The organism is Lysinibacillus sp. 10T31, assembly GCF_056394365.1.
The window spans coordinates 1-21,683 of record NZ_JBFTHS010000003.1 but is presented as its reverse complement, the minus strand read 5'-3'; the positions used below and the strand labels follow the sequence as shown (position 1 = coordinate 21,683).

The window sequence follows — 21,683 nt, the reverse complement described above, 5'->3', positions numbered from 1 at the left end:
AAAATAGTGCTGAAAAATGTAACTTCTAGGGTTGAGATAAATTCTCAACCCCAGTTTTATAACTACAATAAGATATGGACAAAACCTTTTATATTAGCGATTATAGTTGTTATTATTTTAGGCATTATATCACTGTTTACTGGTGTGTATGATATACGTGGACAAGAGGATGGAATGGAGATGTTTTTCATAACTCGTGTTCCGAGAACAGCTGCATTAATGCTTACTGGAGCTGCAATGTCAATGGCAGGACTCGTAATGCAACTGATCACACAGAATCGTTTTGTTGAACCTACTACAACAGGGACTATTGAATGGTCAGGTTTAGGGCTGCTTTTTGTTTATTTATTATTTCCTGCCCCGACTTTAGTACTAAGAATGACTGGTGCAATCATTTTTTCTTTTATAGGAACTATGATTTTCTTTTTATTTTTAAGAAGAGTTAAACTTCGTTCGTCTTTAATTGTCCCGATTATTGGATTGATGCTTGGAGCAGTTATTTCTGCAGTGTCCACTTTTTTAGGACTTCTTTTTCAAAAGACACAAAGTATTGAAACTTGGTTTGTAGGCTCTTTTGCGCCTGTTCAGGTGGGTAGATATGAATATTTATGGCTCATTGTTATCGTTACTTTGTTTATTTTTATTTATGCTAATAGATTGACTTTAGCTGGACTAGGAGAAGATGTCGCAACAAGCCTTGGCGTTAATTACAATAGGATTGTTCTTGTGGGGACTGCCCTTATTTCTCTTGCAGTTGGAATTGTTGCAGCTGTTATTGGAAACTTACCTTTCCTAGGTTTAATTGTCCCAAACATTGTTTCGATGTATAGAGGCGATGATCTTAGGAGTAATTTACCTTGGGTATGTGTGATAGGGATGGGGACTATAACTGCCTGTGACATAATTTCTCGAACAATTATAATGCCTTTTGAAGTACCTGTTTCTTTAATACTGGGAACAGTGGGGTCAGTCGTGTTTATAATTATCTTATTAAGACAAAGAAAACCAAGGAGGCTACGATGAGCACATTGGAATATAGAAATAAAGAAAATGTCGAAATCGATTCTAGCCTTCATAATGAAAATAGATCAGCTAGGGCTTTTCGTTCTAAGAAGGAAGAGAGGCGTTATTGGATCTTGCTGATAACATTGATTGCTTTGGGCATCCTTTCTTCATATGGACTTTTAGTTTATAACAATCCAGTTCCATTTGATTCACCTTCTTTTATCCCAGTTGTTAAGAGAAGGATAGTAGCTCTTGTTGCAATGATTATTGCTGCAGTTTGTCAGAGCTTGTCGACTGTTGCTTTCCAATCGATTACGAATAATAGGATTATAACTCCTTCGCTTTTAGGTTTCGAATCACTTTACTCAACAATTCATACTAGTACAATATTTTTCTTTGGTGCTAGTGCATTGATAAATTTTACTGGGATTGGATCATTTTTATTTCAAGTTGTTGTTATGGTCTTGATGAGTTTGATACTTTATGGATGGTTACTTTCTGGTAAATATGGGAACTTACAACTTATGCTTTTAGTTGGAATTATTATTGGCACTGGGCTAAATTCTGTGTCAACTTTCATGAGAAGACTACTTGCGCCTTCTGAATTTGATATTTTACAGGCAAGATTGTTTGGTTCTGTTAATAATGCAGATTCTGCATATTTTCCTATTGTAATTCCTCTGGTAATAATTGTAGCAATATTACTTCTTGCTCATTCTAAGAATCTAAATATATTGTCACTAGGGAAGGATGTTGCTACTTCTTTTGGAGTTAAATATCAATCTAATGTAATTTATACGCTTGTATTGGTTGCTATTTTGATGTCAATTTCAACAGCTTTGATTGGACCACTTACTTTCTATGGCTTTTTAGTAGCGACTTTGAGCTATCAGGCGGCGTCAACTTATGATCATAGATACATTTTTCCAATGGCTCTTGCTATAGGATTTTTGATAATAACGAGTGCATACTTTTTAATGTATCATGTATTCCATGCTCAAGGTGTAGTTTCAGTTATTATCGAATTATTTGGTGGAATAATATTTTTAACTGTAGTTTTAAGGAAGAGGGCTTTATGATAAAAATTGATAATGTTAAAAAGTTCTATACGGATAAGGTAAAAATAGGACCTTTGGATATTGAAATACCAAAAGCGGGTTTTACTTCTTTAATTGGACCAAATGGCGCTGGAAAGTCTACGACACTTTTGATGATTGGAAGACTTTTGGATATGGAGGAAGGTCAAATTCAGGTGGCAAATATGGATGTTTCAGAAACCAAATCAAAAGACTTATCAAAAATTTTGACTATATTGCGCCAAGAAAATCATTTTGTAACTAGGCTTACTATTAGACAACTAGTTGGATTTGGACGTTTTCCTTATTCAAAGGGAAGATTAACTATAGAGGATGAGGTTATTATTTCTAAATATATCGATTTTTTAGACTTAACTGATTTAGAGAATAGATATTTAGATGAGCTTTCAGGTGGTCAAAGACAAAGGGCATATGTAGCAATGGTTTTATGCCAAGAGACTGAATATGTACTTTTGGACGAACCTCTGAACAACCTTGATGTTGCTCGTTCTGTTCAGATGATGGAGCATTTGAGACGTGCGGCTAATGAATTTGGAAGAACAATTCTGACTGTTATGCATGATATAAATTTTGCAGCCAAATATTCTGATAGAATTTGTGCTATGAAAGATGGACAAATTGCCGCTTTTGGAACAGTAGAAGAGGTTATGGACTCGAAAATTTTGACAGATATTTTTGAAACAAAAATAGAAATTATTGAAGGTCCTTATGGGCCAATCGCTGTTTATTAGTTACAAAATAAAAAAAGAAGAACATCCAAAAAATGAGTATGCCAAAAAAACTAATAGAAAATTAAATTATTACTGTAGCTTGCACAGATCATAACAGCTACTCTAGTTGAAAGTTGCTGTCTGTATTTTACAGGCGGCAGCTTTTTCAAATACCATTGCCCTCTATAATGATTGGAGTATGTCATAACGAGAAATTTAGTGATCTTAATGACCATGGTCAAGAAATACTCAATCTATTTGATACAATTAAACCTAAACTAAATGAAGTTCTTGAGTTAGTTGAAGAAATAAAATTTGAAATGCTAAAGAGGACTATTCTTGAAAATCAAGATAAACTAGTTGTTGACCATTTTTTGTAAATTAAATTATGTCTGAAATAAAACAAAACATAACATAAAGACAGTACGAAAAGCATTAAAAGAGGGAATTGAATTAAAATCAATATTATTTGGTCTAGAAAAGCTTGAGATAAATTATATGATCTAATTTTTAATGGTTACTAAAATAGTTTCAAAGTAACAAATACAATCTTAGAGTGAATTTAAATAAAACTTTATAAAAAAACAACTTAATTTAAGGTTTTTTTGTTGGCATTCCGTACTCCGAAATGTATATCAAAAGAACCTTTTCCTCTTACTAACAAAGCAGTGTTGTTGAAAAAGGTAAATGAAAATTTTTTATTGTAGAATATGCTTTTACAATAATCAAAATAATTTATCGATGTTAGGAACCATATTGACAATCAATTATTTTTTTATTATTATTTTAAAAGCCGTTAAGAAATCAATAATATTTCGTATAACCCCAATAATATGGTTTGGGGGTCTCTACCAGGAACCGAAATTCCTGATTACGAAGAAAGTACAAAACTTGTATTTTCTTTGTAGTCAGGAATTTTTTTGTATTTTAATCTAAAAATTTACTTCAGGAGGTCAAAAATGAACTTTTTAGCATTACCCAAAATTGAACTTCACTGTCATTTGGATGGAAGCTTAAGAGCTGAAACTATTATCGATATTGCACAAAAGGAAGGGATTCAGCTACCTTCTTTTGATAAGGATGAACTGCAAAAGGAGCTGATTGCTCCGTTAGAATGTGAATCTCTTGATGAGTATTTAAAAAGATTTTCTCTTCCTAATTTGGTCATGCAGTCCAAAGAGAACTTAAGAAGAATTACTTTCGAGCTATTTGAGGATGCAACAAGAGAAAATGTGAAATATTTAGAAGTCAGATTTGCCCCGTTACTTCACACATTACAAGGTCTTGGTGTTGAAGAAGTTATTCAATCTGTTATAGAGGGGATGAGGGACGCTGAAAATCGTTACGAAATAAAGGGAAATATAATCCTGTCTTGTATGAGGACGATGTCTGCAGAAAGTGCATTTGAGGTGGTAGAAAAGGGGAAACAGTTCCTTGGAAAAGGTGTGGTGGCAATTGACCTATGTGCATCCGAAGAAGAAGGCTTTTGTGAAAAATTCATAGATCCAATCGCATTAGCCAAAAAATATGGTTACAGAGTCACTATTCATGCCGGTGAAACGGGAATTGGTAAAAACGTTCTAGAGGCTGTTGAAATGTTAGGTGCTGAAAGAATAGGACATGGAGTATTTATTAAAGACTGTGCCGAGGCTTATAAGATTGTGAAAGAAAGACAGATAGTGCTTGAAATGTGTCCAACAAGTAATGTCCAAACGAAAGCTGTACATCATTATTCTGAACATCCGATTTATAAGTTTCATAAAGATGGAATAAAAGTGACATTTAATACGGATAACAGAACAGTATCAGATACTACAATGGCAAAAGAAATCCATTTAGTTAACAATGAATTTAATCTAAGTGAAGAAGATTATCGGCAAATTTATATAAATAGTGTAGAATCATCCTTTGCTGACCAAGAAACTAAAGAATGGTGCTTGGCGCAATACTAAAGAAAATTAGATTTAGCCAACAAAAACAAGAAAACAATACTTGTACTTGAACATATTTTTAACTAACATAAAACTTAACTTGTCAGCCAAGACGGTAACAAAACAAATGACCAGGTGCTCATTAAAAGAGAGTACCTGGTTTTTTGTGCCTACTCATCAAAGTTAAACGTTTTGATTAAGCTAAAAAACTACACTCCAAATAGAATGTAGTTTCAGTGTTTATTATTTTATTTTTACTTCATTAAAATAGAAATCATACAATTGATTGATGGAACCACTTGACAACAAAGGGACAGCTTTTTCAATTTTATTTCTTTCCCAATCAAACCAACGTAATTCTAATAATTTATCTATTTCTGAATCTGAAAAACGTTTTCTTATTTCTTTTGCAGGGTTTCCGCCGACAATAGTATAAGGAGGAACATCTTTTAAAACAACAGATCCTGCTGCAACAATCGCACCTTCACCAACAGTAACCCCATGCATTATCATAGCATTCATACCAATCCAAGCATCACTTTTAATAACAGTATATCCCTTAGGTTCATAAGAGCGTTCGATTTGTTCTGTAAATGGGTATACCGTTATCCATTCAGAATGGTGATTATAATTACCACCCATTAAAATGATCACACCGCTTGCGATACAAACATAGTTTCCAATAATTAATCTATCCAAATGCCAACCAAAATCATTAATAGGATTAATTTTAAAAAAACACTTGGGGCTGTCACAGGTCCAAATATAGTAAAAACTATGGGGAAAGTTGCTCTTTTAATTGGCGTCGTAACTGGTTAGTTGAAGAAGGAAATAGTTGGGTTTTCATCGAAATATAATGTATTAAGCTAGATGGGAGTGCTTACAATGATTAAATTCTTTGAATACAACTGGCAGGTAAGAGATGAATGGTTTAACTGGTGCAATCAACTGACAATTGAAGAGTTGTTAAAAGATCGCAGGGGTGGAGTAGGAAATATATTATATACACTTTTTCACATAATTGATGTGGAATATAGTTGGATTCGTGGTATTCGAGGCAAAGAAGATATAGTATTTCAGTTTGCTGATTATCATACACTTGAGAAGCTTAAATCACTTTCAGATAAAACACGAAATGAAATAGCTGAATTTATAAAAACAAATGTAGGAGGTTTAAAAGAAAAATTAGTCAGTGTTTCCTGGGATGAAAATAAATACACTGTTGATGAAATATTACACCATATTATTACTCATGAAATTCACCACATAGGTCAACTTTCTGTTTGGGCGAGAGAATTAGAACTAAGCCCTGTACCTGCTAACTTTATTGGAAGAGAGTTAACGAGAGGGGCTATTAATGAAAATGAATGAAAAAACATATCTAAGAATAGAAGAGATTATTTCATTACCAACCTTATCAGATATAAACATAAGTGATGATGGCAAAAAAGTAACATTTGTCAAGAAGACAGCTAACTGGAAAGACAATACATATAGGAATCATGTATGGATATATGAAAAAGATAAGGGGCAGTGTTACCCATTAACAACTAGTGATATAGATAGTACATATCCATTATGGTCTCCAGATTCTAGAAATATCGCCTACCTTAGCCCAGTTGGTGAGGGGGATAATAAGAAAAATCAGATCTTTGTTAAGTCAATAGATGGTTATAATGGGGTTCAAATTACTGATGAGAAAGAAGGGGTTAGTAAATTCAAATGGGAGCCAACTGGAAAGGGTTTGTATTATGTTGCACAGTCAAAAGAGTCTGAAGCGATAAAGAAACGTAAGGAACTATATGGAGATTTCCAACATATAGGTAAGGAATACCAAAATAATTGTTTATATTACATTGAAATAGAAAAAGTGATACAAAACGATAAATATGAATACGAAAATAGCGTTGTTTATCAATTAACTGATGGTCAGGATTTTCATGTCCATGAATTTGATATTTCAAATTGTGGGAAAAAGGTTGTATTAATGGCTACTCCAAGTTCAAATATGGGAGATTATATTAATGGAGATCTATACATATTAGATATTAAAGCTGGAGAGCTACAAAAGATGAATATTAATAAGTTGTTGGGAGGGAGCGTTTGTTTTTCTCCTGAAGGCAGCAAAATATGTTACTCAGCAAGCATAATGGAGAAAGATTACTATAAGGCTCATATACAAGACAGTACACTAGAGATATTTGATATTAATAATGGAGAGCTAATTCAACCTTTAACAGATTTTGATAGTACGGTTATTCCATTACGGTGGACAGCTAAAGGAATTTTAATTAGATGGCAGAATAAAACTAATTATCTAATTGGGTTGTTATCTGAAAATGGCACTGTGGAAATGTTAAGCGATAAAGTAAATAGCTTTATAATGGATGCTTCTATAACAAGAGATGGAAATCATATATCCTATAATAAGGCTTTAACAAATGAAACCTTTGAAATCTATTTAGACGATAAAAAAATAACGAATGAAAATAGCTTTTTCAAAGGAAAGCTTAAAAGTAACAGGGAAATAATCTCATGGAAAAGTAGTGATGGGCTTGAAATAGAGGGAGTTTTATCAACTCCAGTAGAGTTTGACGCAAATAATAAATATCCCTTATTAGTGGTAATCCATGGTGGTCCAGCTTGGGCATCATTTCCAATATTTTCAGACTGTTTTAATGGGAAATATCCTATTGAACAGTTTATCGAAAAAGGCTTTATCGTTCTAGAACCAAACTACAGGGGAAGCTCTGGTTACGGTAATGAATTTTTAAAAGCAAACTATAGAAAGCTGGGAATTGCAGACTACGATGATGTTATATCTGGAGTGGATAAACTAGTTGATAAAGGGATTGTAGATAAAGATAGAGTAGGGGTTATGGGATGGAGCAACGGTGGATATATATCAGCTTTCTGTTCTACATTTAGTAGTAGATTTAAAGCTATTTCAGTTGGAGGTGGAATTACTAATTGGAGTACCCATTATGTAAATACAGATATACCTTACTTCATTAGGATGTATTTAGGAAATGATCCATGGAATGATCCAGAAATATATACTAAAACATCGCCAATGACATATATTAAATCAGCCTGTACTCCCACTTTAATCCAACATGGCGAAAAAGATGCAAGAATCCCAACACCACATGCATATGAGCTATATCAAGGATTAAAGGATATGGAAGTTGATACAGAATTAATTATATTTAAAGGAATGGCATATAGTTCTGACCAGCCAGGAATTAATTTGGCTATAATGAAGCAGAATTTGATGTGGTTTTCACACTATATTCTTGGAGAAAGTATGAAAGATTTTAGGGTTTAATGATTAAAAACAGTAAACCAGGTACTCGATATTGAGTACCTGATTTTTTTATCACATTGTAATTATAGAGTTATTGTTAAATGTATGTTTTAAAAAGATTCCTTTATATGCATTGATGCACCGAATATACGAAACTCAACAGGCTAAAGACTACCTGTCAGGCAGAGGAAGATTTTATTTTTATTTATTATATGGTAACTAAACAAGAACACTTGGAATAGTTTCGGAGTAACCAATGTAATCTTTTTTATTAAAAACAATTCATGAAATTAAAGAAAAGCCAACATTTTTAAACGCCTTACAAAAAATCCAGACTATTGAAAATTAGAATGATTCCAACAATACACATTATCCAAGAAAGGGCTGACCCTGTATTATTAGCTATTTTTACCCGAAGTTTCTTAAGAGGTTTTTGCATCCTCCGACCAAACAGGAGATAAAGGAGAAACAGTAAGAGGGAAGGCATCACCATGATAAAATTATATCCAGCTAAAATAGAAGACCATTCCATCCATGATAGATTAGAAGTAGCCATTATTCCAATTGCTGCAAAATAAGGGAATGCCATACCTACTTCGATTAATGAAGTAGTGAATCCCAGAGCCACAATTGAAAGAATGCTTTTTGATTTTGGAGAAGGCAGGTTTGAATTATTCTTTGTTGGAACATAAAAACTTGCGATGAACAAAATTGCTCCAATAATAAAGACTATCCAGCTTACAATTCGATTTTGAAATACGCCAGAAATAATCTCAAGCAAAAAACCTAATCCTAACATGAGTGAAACTCCAACAGCAAAATAAAATCCTGCAACCGTCAATAAATAAATCAATAAACGATTTGTAAGTTTTTCTCTATCTGTTAAAAGTAGACACACCGTTACCCCTAATGTGGCAGGGCTTAATGTATCCAGTATAGCCAAACCACCTATCAGGAGAAGTAGTTCTATACTCACCATTCTTTCCCCCTTACTCCTGTTGAGGATTATTCTTTTCAGCCATAAAAACTACATATGCCTCGTTCAACAACTCAAGTACATCCTGATCAATCGGATATAATCCCAGTTTCTCTGACTGCTTTTGTGACATCCTTATTTCCCATAGCTTATCTAAAAATTCATCCTCACCATCAAATTCCTCTAAACGCTTTTCATCCATTCTTCTAATAATATTTCGAACTTTGGTTGATTTTGGACCGTCCTTAATATAACGCTTTAACTGACCTATCAGAGCAATCCATTCCAGTGAATCAGAACTGTCACTTGTCATATTGGGAACCTTTTTCCATAGCTTTATTTCTCTTTCTTTAAATAAAGATTCTCTATAATTTTGCTGTATTTCTTTATCTTTACTGGACAATTGCATGATCTTCTGAATCGCAACCCAGTTTTCTTCACCTTCTATAGCAATTCCATGTATCAATTCCCGTAAGGATTGCTCTATTTTCTTTAAATTTTCCTGTTCTTTTATGACAAAAGATAATTGACTCTTTAGACTATCCGACCAATCCCACTCACTGGAAGCGAGCATGCTCTGAATCTCATTTAAGCGAAATCCAATCTTTTTTAAAAATTGAATCTGCTGTAGTTTTTTTATTTCATTATTCGTATATAAACGATGACCACCTTCTGTTTTGGATGGTGGTTTTAATAATCCGATTTTATCGTAGTGACGTAGTGTTCTTACTGTAACACCTGTCAGCTCTGCCACTTTGTTAATGTGTATCAACTGATAAACCTACCTTCCTGTACGTTAATACGTTATCGTTAACAACTGTTGTATTCATTCCACTTTTATTCTTCTTTACTAAAAAGTGTTTTAAGTAAGTAACCTGTCCCCAAGCCAATTAGTACACCAGGAAATGCATGATCCAGAGCCAGTCCAACACCTGCACCTATAATGACACATCCATAAATAATTATATCTCCTTGCTTCATCTAATCCTCCTTATTTTTCTAATTTATTTAGATATTGCAAAAAAGTAGTTACTTAACAGTATACAAAATGACGTAACGTAAGCTTCAAGGATTTTTTAGACTTTTATTAATTAATTTATAGAAACCTTGAAACTGACGAGGGGTCAACTTCTATAATGGAATCCAAAGAGAGGAGTGGTGAAAATGAAGAAATACTATATGGTTATGTCGGTTATTCTTACTATTGTGTTTTTAAGAGCCTGTTCGGGAGGGGAGGAAAGAGAAGACATTTCAAATGGCTTCCCTTAAAGATATAGATAGCATTTATATAGAGAATGGAAGCACCAATATAGATGTAGTATCAGCGGAAATAGAAGAATTGGAAGCATACTTACTTTTATACGACAATGGTCCGGGAATTGTAATGGAAAAAGGGCAACAAAAATTAACGATTCGATTAAAAAATGATATAAGCCGTCTGTTTAAAATCGACCGAATGCCTCATTTGGAAGTTCGAGTTCCAACTGAATTCAAAGGGGAAATCATTGTGAGAGCTCTTCTGGTAATGTCGTTGGTAAGGATCTGCAAACGCACGATCTCCAAGTTAATGGTAGCAGTGGTAACGTAAAACTTGACTTCCTTGACTTTCATAGCGAGGTTCACGTTACGACAACAAGTGGAAATGTGGACATTTCATTGAATGAGGTTAAACCTGATGCCACGCTCCTTCTCAAATCCAACAGCGGAAGACGTTCAGTCGGCATTGTATTAAATGATAAACAACAAAGTAAAAAAGAAACAAAAGGAACGTCTGGGACCGGGGATTATGAAGTGCAGCTGGAAACCTCTTCAGGAAATATATTATTGAAATAAATACTGATACTACTTCAAAGTTAATGCATAGATAAATAACATGAGACCTTCGAATAAAGTGCATTTTGTAGAGGACACTATAAGTGTAAGTGAGAAATTAAATGAAATTGGTTTGACCGAGCTCTGAATGAGAAAGCCCATGCAGGTGTAGCCCGTCTTTAAACTTAGGATGAAAGTGAGGTCAGACAAGAGGTAGCTTTGACTTATCTTAATTGTCTTAAAGGGAGTTATACCCCATGTATAGACAAGTAAAAGTCTTTAAAACACGCTCGTTCATTGAAAATTGGATATTGTATAAAGTTCGATAGCCTAATTCATGCTATCGGTAAAACAATATGAATTAAAAATGTCTGCAAATGGTGGAAGCAGGCTATCCCGAAGCTAATGAGTATGTAAAAAAAGATTACAACTATAAAAAAATAAAAAATAATAATACTTTACGGCGAGTTCGTTAAGGATAGGCATTACAAAAATTTCATTTTATCCATACTGAATTAAACAGAAAAATTAATATTCTTCGGGTAGATATAGGGATGATGAGTAAAATAGAAAAAAACCGGCAATAAAAGGATGCCGGTTGAGGATGATAATTTGACTTATTTTGTACCGTTTTCGTTTCCATATTGACCAGAAGCTTGTTTTTTGTTAGCTTCTGCTTGTTGGATTTGTTGTTTAATTTGATTAACATCAGTCTCATTCCCGAATTCTTGGTTCATCGAGTTCATTGCATTTGGGGTTTTTTTGTTAAAGTTTTGGTTGTTGTTATTCATGGATTTCACCTCCTGAAATTAGTCTGTACAGAAGATGATTTATTATCCGTAGATTAGTTTTAATAATGAAGTAGTATTCACCAAGCATTATTTAATAGCGGTATCATCTTTGATTGATATATAACTTTCAACCATTTTGGACTTCTGCGAAAAAAATAAGTTAGGGCAGAGTTACTATCAGCTGGCCTAAACTGAAATCATGTTTATTAAGAAAATCATTTTATGAGTTCATTATCCTTTAGATGTTCTTGTAGGTGCATTTATTGGTCTTGCTTCTGCAGTAATAATTTACTTTACAGTTTCAAAATTAACATTAATAACAACCGTAATTACTAAATATGAATCCATTGAAAAAGTAATCATTAGTAAATTTCATGAAGCTAAAAAATCTAAAGTTTAAATATGATTAACACAAAGGGGGACAATGAGTTGTATTTAAAAGTATGTACTTGAACAAGTAAAGATCATAAGGAGAACTATAAACTAAATCGCATAAAGTGTGGCTTTTTATTATGTCTTGGGAGGTTGAGAATGATAGTGAAAGAGGAAATATTAAAGGGTCACCGGAGGATTGTGACCCTTAGTACCGATTTGAAGGTGAAGGGTTTAATTAGTATTACCTTACAATAGTTATGAGCATTAGAGGCGGTGTTAGGTATTAATAACCTTTAGTCATGAAAGTAGCGCCTACAATAATTAAAAGAATGAATAGAACAACAATTAGCGCAAATGCTGAACCTGTACCACTACCATAGTATTCTGACATAGTAATTTCCCTCCTTCCTATAATTTTATAATATGTAAAGTTTTCAAAAGGGATTGCGATATTTATCTACTTACTAAATATAATTTAAAAAATAATTTTTACCAATCACAAATAGCGAGAAAAATGTGTAAAGCTTATTTAGAATTAATTCACCTTATTTAAGGGTCACTTTTACAAGAGTGACATTTTTATCATTAAAATATTTTAACAAATGCTCCTAAGATTAATACAAGAAAGTTGCGCCAATAATAATTAAAAGAATAAATAGAGCGACAATTAGAACGAATGTTGTGCCACCAGAACCGCCGCCGCAATATCAATTGTTATTGTAATTACCCATATTACCGTAGTATCCCATGAAATTTCCCACCTTTCTATTGTATGTACAGTTTAGAAAGCTAAGGAGGTATTCTTCCTATTGGAAAAGTTTATAGAATTAGGATGGGGTTGTTTTTTGTATAGTGAGCAGACTAAAAAATTCAAAAGATAATAGGTTGAAAATAATGTTAATTAAAGGTCGTATCCAATCGGGTATGGCCTTTTATTATGTAATATAGGACACCATTTCAACAGTACGAATAAAATATCATGACGTGTATGATAATCCTTCATAACTATATGACCTTTTACTTCAATCTAGATAGACTATAACTTGAAGAAAAAAATGTATTTAGAGAACGATTTTTGTGACTAAGCATATCTAACCTAACGAAAAAGGTACGTGCTGATACTAATTTACTAGTATATCGATTATTAATTTAGATATTCATAATTATTAAATATAAATACCGATAAATATAATAGCATATTTTTAATAGTTTTTACATTTCTAATTGACAATGATAATCATTCTCTTTTATATTATTGACTACATTCATCATTTCATATTACTTTTGGAAAGAAGGCATTTTTATTAAAACACGTAAAATCATCTCAAAAATTCATTTATGGCTTAGTATGTTAGCAGGGGTTTTTATAGTACTCATTGGCTTAACAGGAAGTTTGCTAGTGTTTGAACCTGAACTAAACAGCATGTTGCATCCTAATCTGTATAAAGTAACGGAAGGTGAAAAAGTTACTTACCAGCAAGCATTGCGGGTTGTATCAGAAGCACATCCAAAAGGTCAAATTGATCGTGTATACACTCCAAGTGAACCTAACGCTCGAGGAGTTTACTTATTTCGCCTTAAAGAAGGAGAAGAACAACTAAAAGTATTTGTAGATCCAGGAACAGGATACATAAACGGAACATTAGGGGAAAAAGCATTATTCAACCTAATAACGGAGTTTCATGAAAAGTTGCTGTTAAAAGATTTCAATGGTGAGAAAATCATCGGTATGATTGGATTTATTTTCTTCTTCATTACATTATCAGGATTATATTTATGGTGGCCAGGGATTAAAAAATGGGCACGTGGGTTTATTTTAAGACGTAATGCCAACCCTTATGTACGGCAATATGATCTACATAAAGTCATTGGTGGAGTTTCCATTCCGTTTTTATTGGTTGTTTCATTAACAGGAGCACTTTTTGCGTATGATGAAATGATTTTTGGTTGGTTTGGTGCAAAAGCAAAGGTGATGCCTCCAGAAGAGCAGCTTATCTCAAAAGCCCTTCCCGGTGGTAAGCTACCACTTGATGAATTGTTCAGTAGTGCTGAAAAAGAAGTACCACAGGGAACACTTATGCAAGTTAGAATGCCCAAAAAGGTGGAAAGAGGAAACCCAGAAGGTGCAGTGGAATTTCGTATCAGCAATTCATTTGATCCAGGCAATGGAAATGTAAAAGTATGGTTAGATCAGTATAGCGGAAAAGTAGTGGGCAAGCTAGATCCACATGTTAATAGTGGGCTTATGTATCAAACATGGCACCTCCCATTACATACCGGTAGTTTTGGTGGTTTATTTACTAAAATTTTGTATGCTATCGGTGGTCTTACTCCATCTATACTGATGTTCACTGGAATCTATATGTGGTGGTATAAGAAAAAGAAAAAGAACAAACGGAAACAGAAAATCGACAGAGCTGTAGTATAAACACATGGCGACAATGTGAAATCCCTTGTAACCTACCTGTATTTGTTAGATATGTGGAAGAGCAACAAGATGTAAAATTAAACTATTAACATAGCGATTATTAATGGTTATCATTTGATGAAACGATAGAAATAGTTCTATAACTTGGAATGATGAAGTTCTTATGACTATCGAAAAACATTTTGTAATGAGAAACCTCCAGAAATTAAAGTTACCTAACTGGATACTTTAGGTGTTACACAATAATAGAATGATTGAAAGGCTTAGGAGATCTCCCTAGGCCTTTTGAAATGTTTCAATGAAAGAAAAGTTACAGGCAACAGACAGCCCCAAACGCCACATCAGTAAAATTTTATTTCTATATGTAAAAGCGTAACTAAACAACAACCATTGGTGCTGTTGTAGGTCCATATATCAGAGCGAATTTTGTCCTCTTTAAAGAAACGTTATGAATATAGTATGGGTTATTTATTTATTCAAAAAGATTCCTTTGTTGGCGCTAGGTACACCAAGTACTGGCGGATATGTACGTAACAGGAAAGTGACTACCTATCCGCACCGGAAGATTTAATTATTTCATTTCATTTCATTTCATTAGATGGCATCACAGTAATTGTTAAGGCTATAGTAGTTAAAATTGAAAATTAGATTATACTATATTTACTATATATGTACTCTTTAACAAGCTGAACACGAAACTAAACTACTATATTTGCACAAAGTATTTTTGTGGTATAATTACCTAAAAAAGGAGTGGTGTTTTTGGGAATTCGAAATTATTTTAAAGTAATAAAAATTCTAGTATGTTTATCTGTTAGTTTATGCATCATTAATTACCCGATTATTTCCTTTGCTGCAACACTTGATACTAATGCAGCTGGTGAAAAAAGCAACTCTAATGACATTGATACTGGTATAGCAAACTTGAACTACAATAACAGCGAAGTTTTAGCAGTGAATGGTGACAAGGTTGATAGTTTTGTCCCAAAAGAAGGTATTAACTCAAATGATAAATTTATAGTGGTTGAACGTAACAAAAAATCACTTACAACTTCACCTGTAGATGTTTCAATTATCGATTCTATGGCGCATCGTACATATCCAGGAGCATTACAACTTGCCAACAAAGCTTTTGTAGACAATCAACCTAGTTTATTGGTGGCAAAAAGAAAACCGCTAAATATTAGCATAGATTTACCTGGTATGAAAAGGGAAAATACTATCACTGTGGATAATCCAACATATGGTAATGTGTCTGGGGCAGTGGATGAGTTAGTTTCTACTTGGAGTGAAAAATATTCAACAACCCATACTTTACCCGCAAGACTACAATATTCAGAATCTATGGTTTATAGCAAATCTCAAATAGCAAGCGCTCTGAATGTTAACGCCCAAGTTCTTGATAATTCACTGGGAATTGACTTTAATGCAATTGCGAATGGAGAGAAAAAAGTGATGGTTGCGGCATATAAACAAATATTTTATACCGTAAGTGCAGAACTACCTAACAATCCATCAGACCTTTTTGATGATAGTGTTTCTTTTGAAGAGTTAACTCGTAAAGGGGTAAGTAATAATGCTCCTCCCGTTATGGTATCAAATGTAGCGTATGGCAGAACAATTTATGTGAAATTAGAAACAAGCTCTAAGAGTAAGGATGTACAAGCTGCTTTTAAAGCCTTACTGAAGGATGTCAATACTAATGTAGAAACTAGTGGACAGTACAAAGATATTTTTGAAGAAAGTTCCTTTACTGCTGTAGTATTAGGTGGAGATTCACAAAAGCATAATCAAGTTGTCTCAAAAGACTTTAATGATATTAGAAAGATAATTCAGGATAATGCAGAATTTAGTCTTAAAAATCCAGCATACCCACTATCATATACAAGTGTTTTCTTAAAGGATAATTCAATTGCTGCTGTTCATAACAATACAGATTATATCGAGACGACAACTACAGAATATTCTAAAGGCAAAATCATCCTTGATCATTATGGTGCATATGTTGCTCAATTTGAAATAGCTTGGGATGAATTTTCATATGATGAAAACGGGAAAGAAGTACTAACCCATAAAACTTGGGATGGAAGCTGGAAAGACAAAACAGCTCATTTCTCTACAGTAATTCCACTTCCACCTAATTCAAAAAATATAAGAATTTATGCAAGAGAATGTACAGGTCTTGCATGGGAATGGTGGAGAACAGTTATCGATGAATACAATGTTCCATTATCTAATGAAATAAAAGTTTCAATTGGAGGAACTACATTATACCCAACAGGTAGTATTAATTAGGTTTAAACTTCCACACGAAAAAAAAACGGCTGAGGCTCTTGTACACAAGAACTTCCGCCGTTTTTTTTTTCTTCAAACAACTAGCAGGATTTATGAACGCCAATGACTCCAGCACGTGCGATGCCACCATAATGGCGACATTAAAATGCAGTCCAACTCTACTGAGAACGGACTGTCTGATAGTATCTTCACTATTTAATTTTTAATGATTGTTATTTATAGCCTTCGGCGGATGTCACTGAATCGGAAAGGAGTTAATAATGGATGTTAGTCTAAAATCATCGCATCCATGCGATAACGGCTAACTGATGCATCAAGCAGGTCTAAGCACAAAGCCGATTCCGGACGCAATTATGACGACATATTGTTTGAAAATAAGAAAATTGCCACTAAACCTATTACTATAATCATTAACATATTTTTAAAAGAATCTTTAATACATATTTGTGCCAAAACTCCACCGATAGCTGTACATATAATTAGAAGCGCACCACTGCAACCCAACTTGCAACCCAACTTGCATCCCAATAACCGATAATTAGAGCGACTGCGGAAATGAGTTCAATGATACCTATGTCTATTCGAAACCATGCATTTGCCATTTATGGACTTATTATCAAAAGATTTACTCCGGGATTTGTTTAACCTTCAATGGTCAATAACACTTGTTTAAATTTATTGAAACTAAAACTTACAAAATTATAAGTTTCATGTCACAAAATTATATTGTTAAAACTAAAATTGTGTTTTAGAATTGCTATTGTTGAAAAAAACTCATATGCTGAGGGTTTTTATGAAAGGTGATTCACAAAAATAGGAAGATATGTACTGACTGTCTTCAATTATATTTAACAACTTGACAGAAGTCTATATGGAGAGTAGTATACAATAGCTACGAAAAAGCTACTGTGAAATAACATATTTTCAAATGCAATATATACTTATTAGCTAAGTTAATATATATCTAGAATTAAATTTAAGTAAGTAAAAGAGGTGCAAAAATGAAAAAATTATTAAGTAAAAAAGATAACCTATTAAACAACTTTTTAGGAATATATTTATTAGCTGTTTTAATGTTATGGATTAAAACATACATCACTCAAACAACACAATTTAAACTAGGAGTAGAAGGATTCCTTCAACATTTCCTTTTACTAATAAATCCACTAGGTTCAGCAATGCTGTTTCTAGGAATATCATTTTTATTTAGAGGAAAGAGAAAATATACATCACTAGTTGTAGTTTACACTCTGATGTCTATTCTTTTATATGCCAATGTTGTATATTACCGATTTTTTAGTGATTTCATTACATTACCTACAGTTACCCAAACACAGAACTTCGGAGATTTAGGTGGTAGTGTTCTTACTTTACTAAAACCTATTGATTTATTGTTCTTTGTGGATGTATTTGTAATGTTTTACTTACGATTCTCTAAAAAAATACAAAAAGATAGTAATCGTTTTGGATATAAAAAAGCAACGGCAATCATTACTTTTGCATTAGCAATATCAATCCTAAATTTAGGACTAGCTGAAGCTGATCGTCCGCAACTTTTATCTCGAGGTTTTGATAGAAACTATATTGTGAAATATCTAGGAATGTATAACTACACGATTTATGATTCAGTAGAAACGATGAAAGCATCTTCACAGCGAGCTTTGGCAGATAGTAGTGATATTACAGAAGTGTTGAACTATACAAAATCTAACTACGCCAAACCTAATGCAGAATATTTTGGTAAAGCAAAAGGGATGAACGTCATCTATTTACATTTAGAATCATTCCAAAACTTCCTTATCAACTATAAATTAAACGGTGAAGAAGTTACACCATTTTTAAATTCATTAACAAAAGATAAGAATACATTGTATTTTGATAATTTCTTCCATCAAACAGGTCAAGGTAAAACTTCTGATGCAGAATTTATGCTGGAAAATTCTTTATTTGGGTTACCACAAGGATCTGCTTATATTACAAAAGCACAAAACACGTACCAAGCAGCGCCTAGTATTTTAAAAGATTATGGTTATACATCGGCGGTATTCCATGGTAATAACGGAAGCTTCTGGAATCGAAATGAGATTTATAAATCATTTGGATTCGATCACTTCTTTGATGCTAGTTATTTTGACACGGGCTCTTCAGAAAACATGGCTGAATATGGTTTGTTAGATAAACCATTCTTTAAACAATCTGAAAGTATGTTAAGTTCGTTACCACAACCTTTTTATACGAAATTGATTACAGTAGGGAACCATTTTCCATATAAAATGGATCAAAGCTTAGTTACAATTGATAAAGCTAATACTGGAGATTCAAGTGTAGATAATTATTTCCAAACAGCACGTTATGCAGATGAAGGGATCAAACAAGTATTTGACCAATTAAAAGAATCAGGATTATATGATAATTCGATGATCGTTCTTTATGGTGACCATTACGGTATTTCAGATAATCATAATGCTGCGATGGAACAAGTCATTGGAAAAGAAATTACACCGTATGAAAATGCTAGTTTGCAACGCGTACCATTATTTATACATGTTCCAGGAATGGAAGGTGGAACTAACCATACTTATGGTGGCCAAACAGACCTTCTTCCAACGTTATTACATTTACTAGGAATTGATACGCAACAATTTGTTCAATTTGGTTCCGACTTATTATCAAAAGACCATGATGAAGTTGTACCATTTAGAAATGGCGGTTTTGTCAGTCCTACTATTTATTCGGTGAATGGGAAATTTTATGATAATAAAACAGGCTTACTACTAGATGATGATAATCAATTAGAGTATGCGAAAACTCTTAAAAATAATGTAGATCGTAAATTAGAATTATCTGATAAAGTCGTGAATGGTGACTTATTGAGATTCTATACGCCAAAAGATTTTACTCCAGTTGATCGTTCTAAGTATAATTACTCGAAAGATGCGAATGTAGAATCTAATTAATTGCTGCAATTTGCTGGGCAATTCAAGAAAATGTGTTTGATATCAAAGAGTTGGTATCTTACCGTTATCTTGAATTGTCTTTTTATATGTTATATTGATTTTTTAATTTCTTTCAGCAAATGTCTTTTGTAACGTAAGTGAAAACGGCAGTTACAGAAATCTCCCACCTCTATAGGTGGTGAGTTGAATGCGAATTTAAGTTATTTTTCAGCTGGTGTACAAACATCCACTGAAATAGGGGAACTCAATCTAAGAACGCCACGAAATTAGAAAATTGCACATCACAAAAGCACGAGAAATCAACGTTTCTAAAGTTGATTTCTCGTGCTTTTTAAGGTTTTAACCAGTTTTRTCCCAGCCTCTTTCTTACGATTAGTCAACCTTATTTAAAGAATAATTTATATTTTTATGAGTGTGAAGTGGTGAGGGATATCCCTCACCACTTCACACTCATTTTTAGATACGCCAAAAAGACCTGACGATTTTTATTTTTTTCGAAAGGTCATTATGATATAGTTCTATGTAGGTGATTACGATTTTTGAGCTGGTAGTGCGGACTCATAATCGTAAAGAATGCCATGCGTCAGTAACTGAAATGTCACTTTCAGAAACTTATTGATGCAGGCGATGATCGCAACCTTATGAGGCTTCCTCTGAGGTTGCTTTTTTAATTTGTAGTAATAGTCCACAAAATGATTCGATTTTCCTTTAGCCATAAGCATGGCGCACACCATAAAATATAAAATCTTCCGTAAATGTTTGTTTCCTCGTTTATTAATCCTGTCTCGATATTGCGTATTCCCAGACTGGTACCGCATAATATCAATGCCTGCGTAAGCATTCAGTTGTTTCGCATTTTGAAAGCGGCGGATGTCACCAATCTCTCCAATTAATCGGCACGCCGTTGAATCGCCAATCCCAGGAATCGAACGAAATACTAGATATTCTTTTCTTCCTTCCGACAATTCCACCATCTGTTTCACAAGCGCATCTTTCTTCTCTAGTAAATCCGCAATGCGAGCTGCGTAATCTCGTGCTTGATCACAACGAATATCTGTGGGTTTAATCGCTGGGTAACTATTTTCAGCTGCTTCTAATAATGTAATAGCTTTAGCCTCCGCACGCATTAGCGATAGTTTTTTTCGCGTATTGCCCTTTAAACGATTTTTAATAATCGTTTTTGAATGGGCCTGTAAAAGTGTTGGGTGCGGATATAGTTGTACAATATTTAAAAATAGTGCTGAACTCGGTGTAACCAGTTTTTCTAATTCTGGAAAACTCAACTGTAAAATGGCATGCATTCTACTTTTGAGTAAAATGATTTCTTCGTCAATTTCATCGTAATAACGAGTCAGTGCACGCATCTGTTCATAATAATCGTCTTGTATGTACGTTGTTTTGCGTTCCATTTTGAAATGTGTCTTCGCGAGTTCATGGGCATCACTGATATCGGTTTTATTGCGACGCATCGTTGCCATCTGTAAATTCGCTTCAAGTGGATTCATGCGGCAGTATGCATAGCCGTACTCTTTGAAAAACGCTTCGATAGATTTTGAATAGATGCCTGTTGCTTCAAATACGATATCTGGCGCTTGTCCATCTTGCTTTGTCATCTCTTCCATTCGTTCGTGTAATCGCTCGAAATCACCCCGTGTATGATGTAGCACACCTTCAAACTCACATTGGCGGTGACCATCATAAATCGCAACGGTACTTTTTCCTTTACTGACATCTAACGCAATGACATGTTTCATCTCATTCTTCTCCTTTTGACCAATCATAGAAGCCTTCACAGTACCTTATCGATTCCACTTTCTTATACACGATCTCTTGGATCCAACATACTAAACTGATTCATATAAGGGCATGAAGTTAGCCGGTTTTATATACGGACTCACAAATGGTCCCAGAGGCTGGTCGGCTTTTCTTCACTTCTACTATAAAAAAATAGTAGCACAAACCATGGCCTTGGTTTGTACTACTAATGTTAGTATGTTTT

Annotated in this window: 17 protein-coding genes, 2 pseudogenes and 1 riboswitch; of the genes and pseudogenes, 11 read left to right on the top strand and 8 right to left on the bottom strand. The window is 33.6% G+C overall.

The features are described from left to right. The first annotated feature begins 6 nt into the window (after positions 1 to 6). The 4 genes from AC1DCY_RS02490 to add all read left to right on the top strand — a co-directional run bounded on the left by AC1DCY_RS02490 (position 7) and on the right by add (position 4,764). Positions 7 to 1,023 (top strand): ABC transporter permease, encoded by a 1,017-nt coding sequence (locus AC1DCY_RS02490; RefSeq protein ID WP_477347145.1) that lies wholly within the window; start codon positions 7 to 9, stop codon positions 1,021 to 1,023. Then, positions 1,020 to 2,084, top strand: coding sequence for an iron chelate uptake ABC transporter family permease subunit (locus AC1DCY_RS02485; protein ID WP_477347143.1), 1,065 nt, complete (start codon positions 1,020 to 1,022; stop codon positions 2,082 to 2,084). Before AC1DCY_RS02490 ends, AC1DCY_RS02485 begins: the two co-directional genes overlap by 4 nt. Beyond that, positions 2,081 to 2,833: an iron ABC transporter ATP-binding protein gene (locus tag AC1DCY_RS02480; RefSeq protein ID WP_477347141.1), complete on the top strand. Its 753-nt coding sequence runs from the start codon at positions 2,081 to 2,083 to the stop codon at positions 2,831 to 2,833. The genes AC1DCY_RS02485 and AC1DCY_RS02480 overlap by 4 nt, the downstream gene beginning before the upstream one ends. A gap of 774 nt (positions 2,834 to 3,607) precedes the next feature. Next, a riboswitch (purine riboswitch) is annotated at positions 3,608 to 3,706 on the top strand. A gap of 65 nt (positions 3,707 to 3,771) precedes the next feature. Then, on the top strand, positions 3,772 to 4,764 hold the full coding sequence (add, locus tag AC1DCY_RS02475; RefSeq protein ID WP_477347139.1) for an adenosine deaminase: 993 nt from the start codon (positions 3,772 to 3,774) through the stop codon (positions 4,762 to 4,764). A gap of 222 nt (positions 4,765 to 4,986) precedes the next feature. Here the strand turns inward: add and AC1DCY_RS02470 are convergent. Continuing rightward, positions 4,987 to 5,469, bottom strand: a pseudogene (locus AC1DCY_RS02470) (CatB-related O-acetyltransferase); the annotation flags it as partial. A gap of 159 nt (positions 5,470 to 5,628) precedes the next feature. Here AC1DCY_RS02470 and AC1DCY_RS02465 point away from each other — a divergent pair. After that, positions 5,629 to 6,114, top strand: a complete 486-nt coding sequence (locus AC1DCY_RS02465) for a DinB family protein (protein WP_477347137.1) — start codon at positions 5,629 to 5,631, stop codon at positions 6,112 to 6,114. Continuing rightward, the gene (locus AC1DCY_RS02460) at positions 6,101 to 8,071 is read left to right on the top strand and encodes a S9 family peptidase (RefSeq protein WP_477347135.1); all 1,971 of its coding nucleotides are present in this window, start codon (positions 6,101 to 6,103) and stop codon (positions 8,069 to 8,071) included. Before AC1DCY_RS02465 ends, AC1DCY_RS02460 begins: the two co-directional genes overlap by 14 nt. A 298-nt stretch (positions 8,072 to 8,369) precedes the next feature. Here the strand turns inward: AC1DCY_RS02460 and AC1DCY_RS02455 are convergent, their stop codons facing one another. The 3 genes from AC1DCY_RS02455 to AC1DCY_RS02445 all read right to left on the bottom strand — a co-directional run bounded on the left by AC1DCY_RS02455 (position 8,370) and on the right by AC1DCY_RS02445 (position 10,007). Then, positions 8,370 to 9,029: a GAP family protein gene (locus AC1DCY_RS02455; protein ID WP_477347133.1), complete on the bottom strand. Its 660-nt coding sequence runs from the start codon at positions 9,027 to 9,029 to the stop codon at positions 8,370 to 8,372. A 10-nt stretch (positions 9,030 to 9,039) separates the two neighbouring features. Beyond that, a complete protein-coding gene (locus AC1DCY_RS02450) occupies positions 9,040 to 9,798 on the bottom strand; it encodes a MerR family transcriptional regulator (RefSeq protein ID WP_477347131.1) in 759 nt (252 codons plus the stop codon). Between the two features lie 65 nt (positions 9,799 to 9,863). Continuing rightward, positions 9,864 to 10,007 (bottom strand): hypothetical protein, encoded by a 144-nt coding sequence (locus AC1DCY_RS02445; protein WP_477347129.1) that lies wholly within the window; start codon positions 10,005 to 10,007, stop codon positions 9,864 to 9,866. Positions 10,008 to 10,281: 274 nt separating this feature from the next. Here AC1DCY_RS02445 and AC1DCY_RS02440 point away from each other — a divergent pair, with 274 nt between their 5' ends. Further along, the gene (locus AC1DCY_RS02440; RefSeq protein WP_477347127.1) at positions 10,282 to 10,614 is read left to right on the top strand and encodes a hypothetical protein; all 333 of its coding nucleotides are present in this window, start codon (positions 10,282 to 10,284) and stop codon (positions 10,612 to 10,614) included. Continuing rightward, positions 10,515 to 10,859, top strand: a complete 345-nt coding sequence (locus tag AC1DCY_RS02435; protein ID WP_477347428.1) for a DUF4097 family beta strand repeat-containing protein — start codon at positions 10,515 to 10,517, stop codon at positions 10,857 to 10,859. The genes AC1DCY_RS02440 and AC1DCY_RS02435 overlap by 100 nt, the downstream gene beginning before the upstream one ends. 596 nt (positions 10,860 to 11,455) lie before the next feature. On the opposite strand, the gene AC1DCY_RS02430 is transcribed toward AC1DCY_RS02435, so the two are convergent. The 3 genes and pseudogenes from AC1DCY_RS02430 to AC1DCY_RS02420 form a co-directional block, all read right to left on the bottom strand. Further along, the gene (locus tag AC1DCY_RS02430) at positions 11,456 to 11,638 is read right to left on the bottom strand and encodes a gamma-type small acid-soluble spore protein (protein ID WP_477347125.1); all 183 of its coding nucleotides are present in this window, start codon (positions 11,636 to 11,638) and stop codon (positions 11,456 to 11,458) included. A gap of 649 nt (positions 11,639 to 12,287) precedes the next feature. Then, positions 12,288 to 12,395 carry a YjcZ family sporulation protein gene (locus tag AC1DCY_RS02425; protein ID WP_376070299.1) on the bottom strand — a complete coding sequence of 36 codons (108 nt, stop codon included), beginning with the start codon at positions 12,393 to 12,395 and terminating at the stop codon, positions 12,288 to 12,290. Between the two features lie 223 nt (positions 12,396 to 12,618). Further along, a pseudogene (locus AC1DCY_RS02420) lies at positions 12,619 to 12,711 on the bottom strand (YjcZ family sporulation protein); the annotation flags it as partial. A gap of 548 nt (positions 12,712 to 13,259) precedes the next feature. On the opposite strand from AC1DCY_RS02420, the gene AC1DCY_RS02415 reads away from it, so the two are divergent. From AC1DCY_RS02415 to ltaS, 3 genes are all read left to right on the top strand, one after another. Then, positions 13,260 to 14,432, top strand: a complete 1,173-nt coding sequence (locus AC1DCY_RS02415; RefSeq protein ID WP_477347122.1) for a PepSY-associated TM helix domain-containing protein — start codon at positions 13,260 to 13,262, stop codon at positions 14,430 to 14,432. 753 nt (positions 14,433 to 15,185) lie between these two features. Next, positions 15,186 to 16,727 (top strand): thiol-activated cytolysin family protein, encoded by a 1,542-nt coding sequence (locus tag AC1DCY_RS02410; RefSeq protein WP_477347121.1) that lies wholly within the window; start codon positions 15,186 to 15,188, stop codon positions 16,725 to 16,727. Positions 16,728 to 17,728: 1,001 nt separating this feature from the next. Continuing rightward, positions 17,729 to 19,684: a lipoteichoic acid synthase gene (gene ltaS, locus AC1DCY_RS02405; protein WP_477347119.1), complete on the top strand. Its 1,956-nt coding sequence runs from the start codon at positions 17,729 to 17,731 to the stop codon at positions 19,682 to 19,684. 530 nt (positions 19,685 to 20,214) lie between these two features. Here ltaS and AC1DCY_RS02400 read toward each other — a convergent pair. Further along, complete coding sequence (locus AC1DCY_RS02400) at positions 20,215 to 21,438, bottom strand: IS110 family RNA-guided transposase (protein ID WP_477347117.1); 1,224 nt, start codon at positions 21,436 to 21,438, stop codon at positions 20,215 to 20,217. Positions 21,439 to 21,683: the final 245 nt, after the last annotated feature.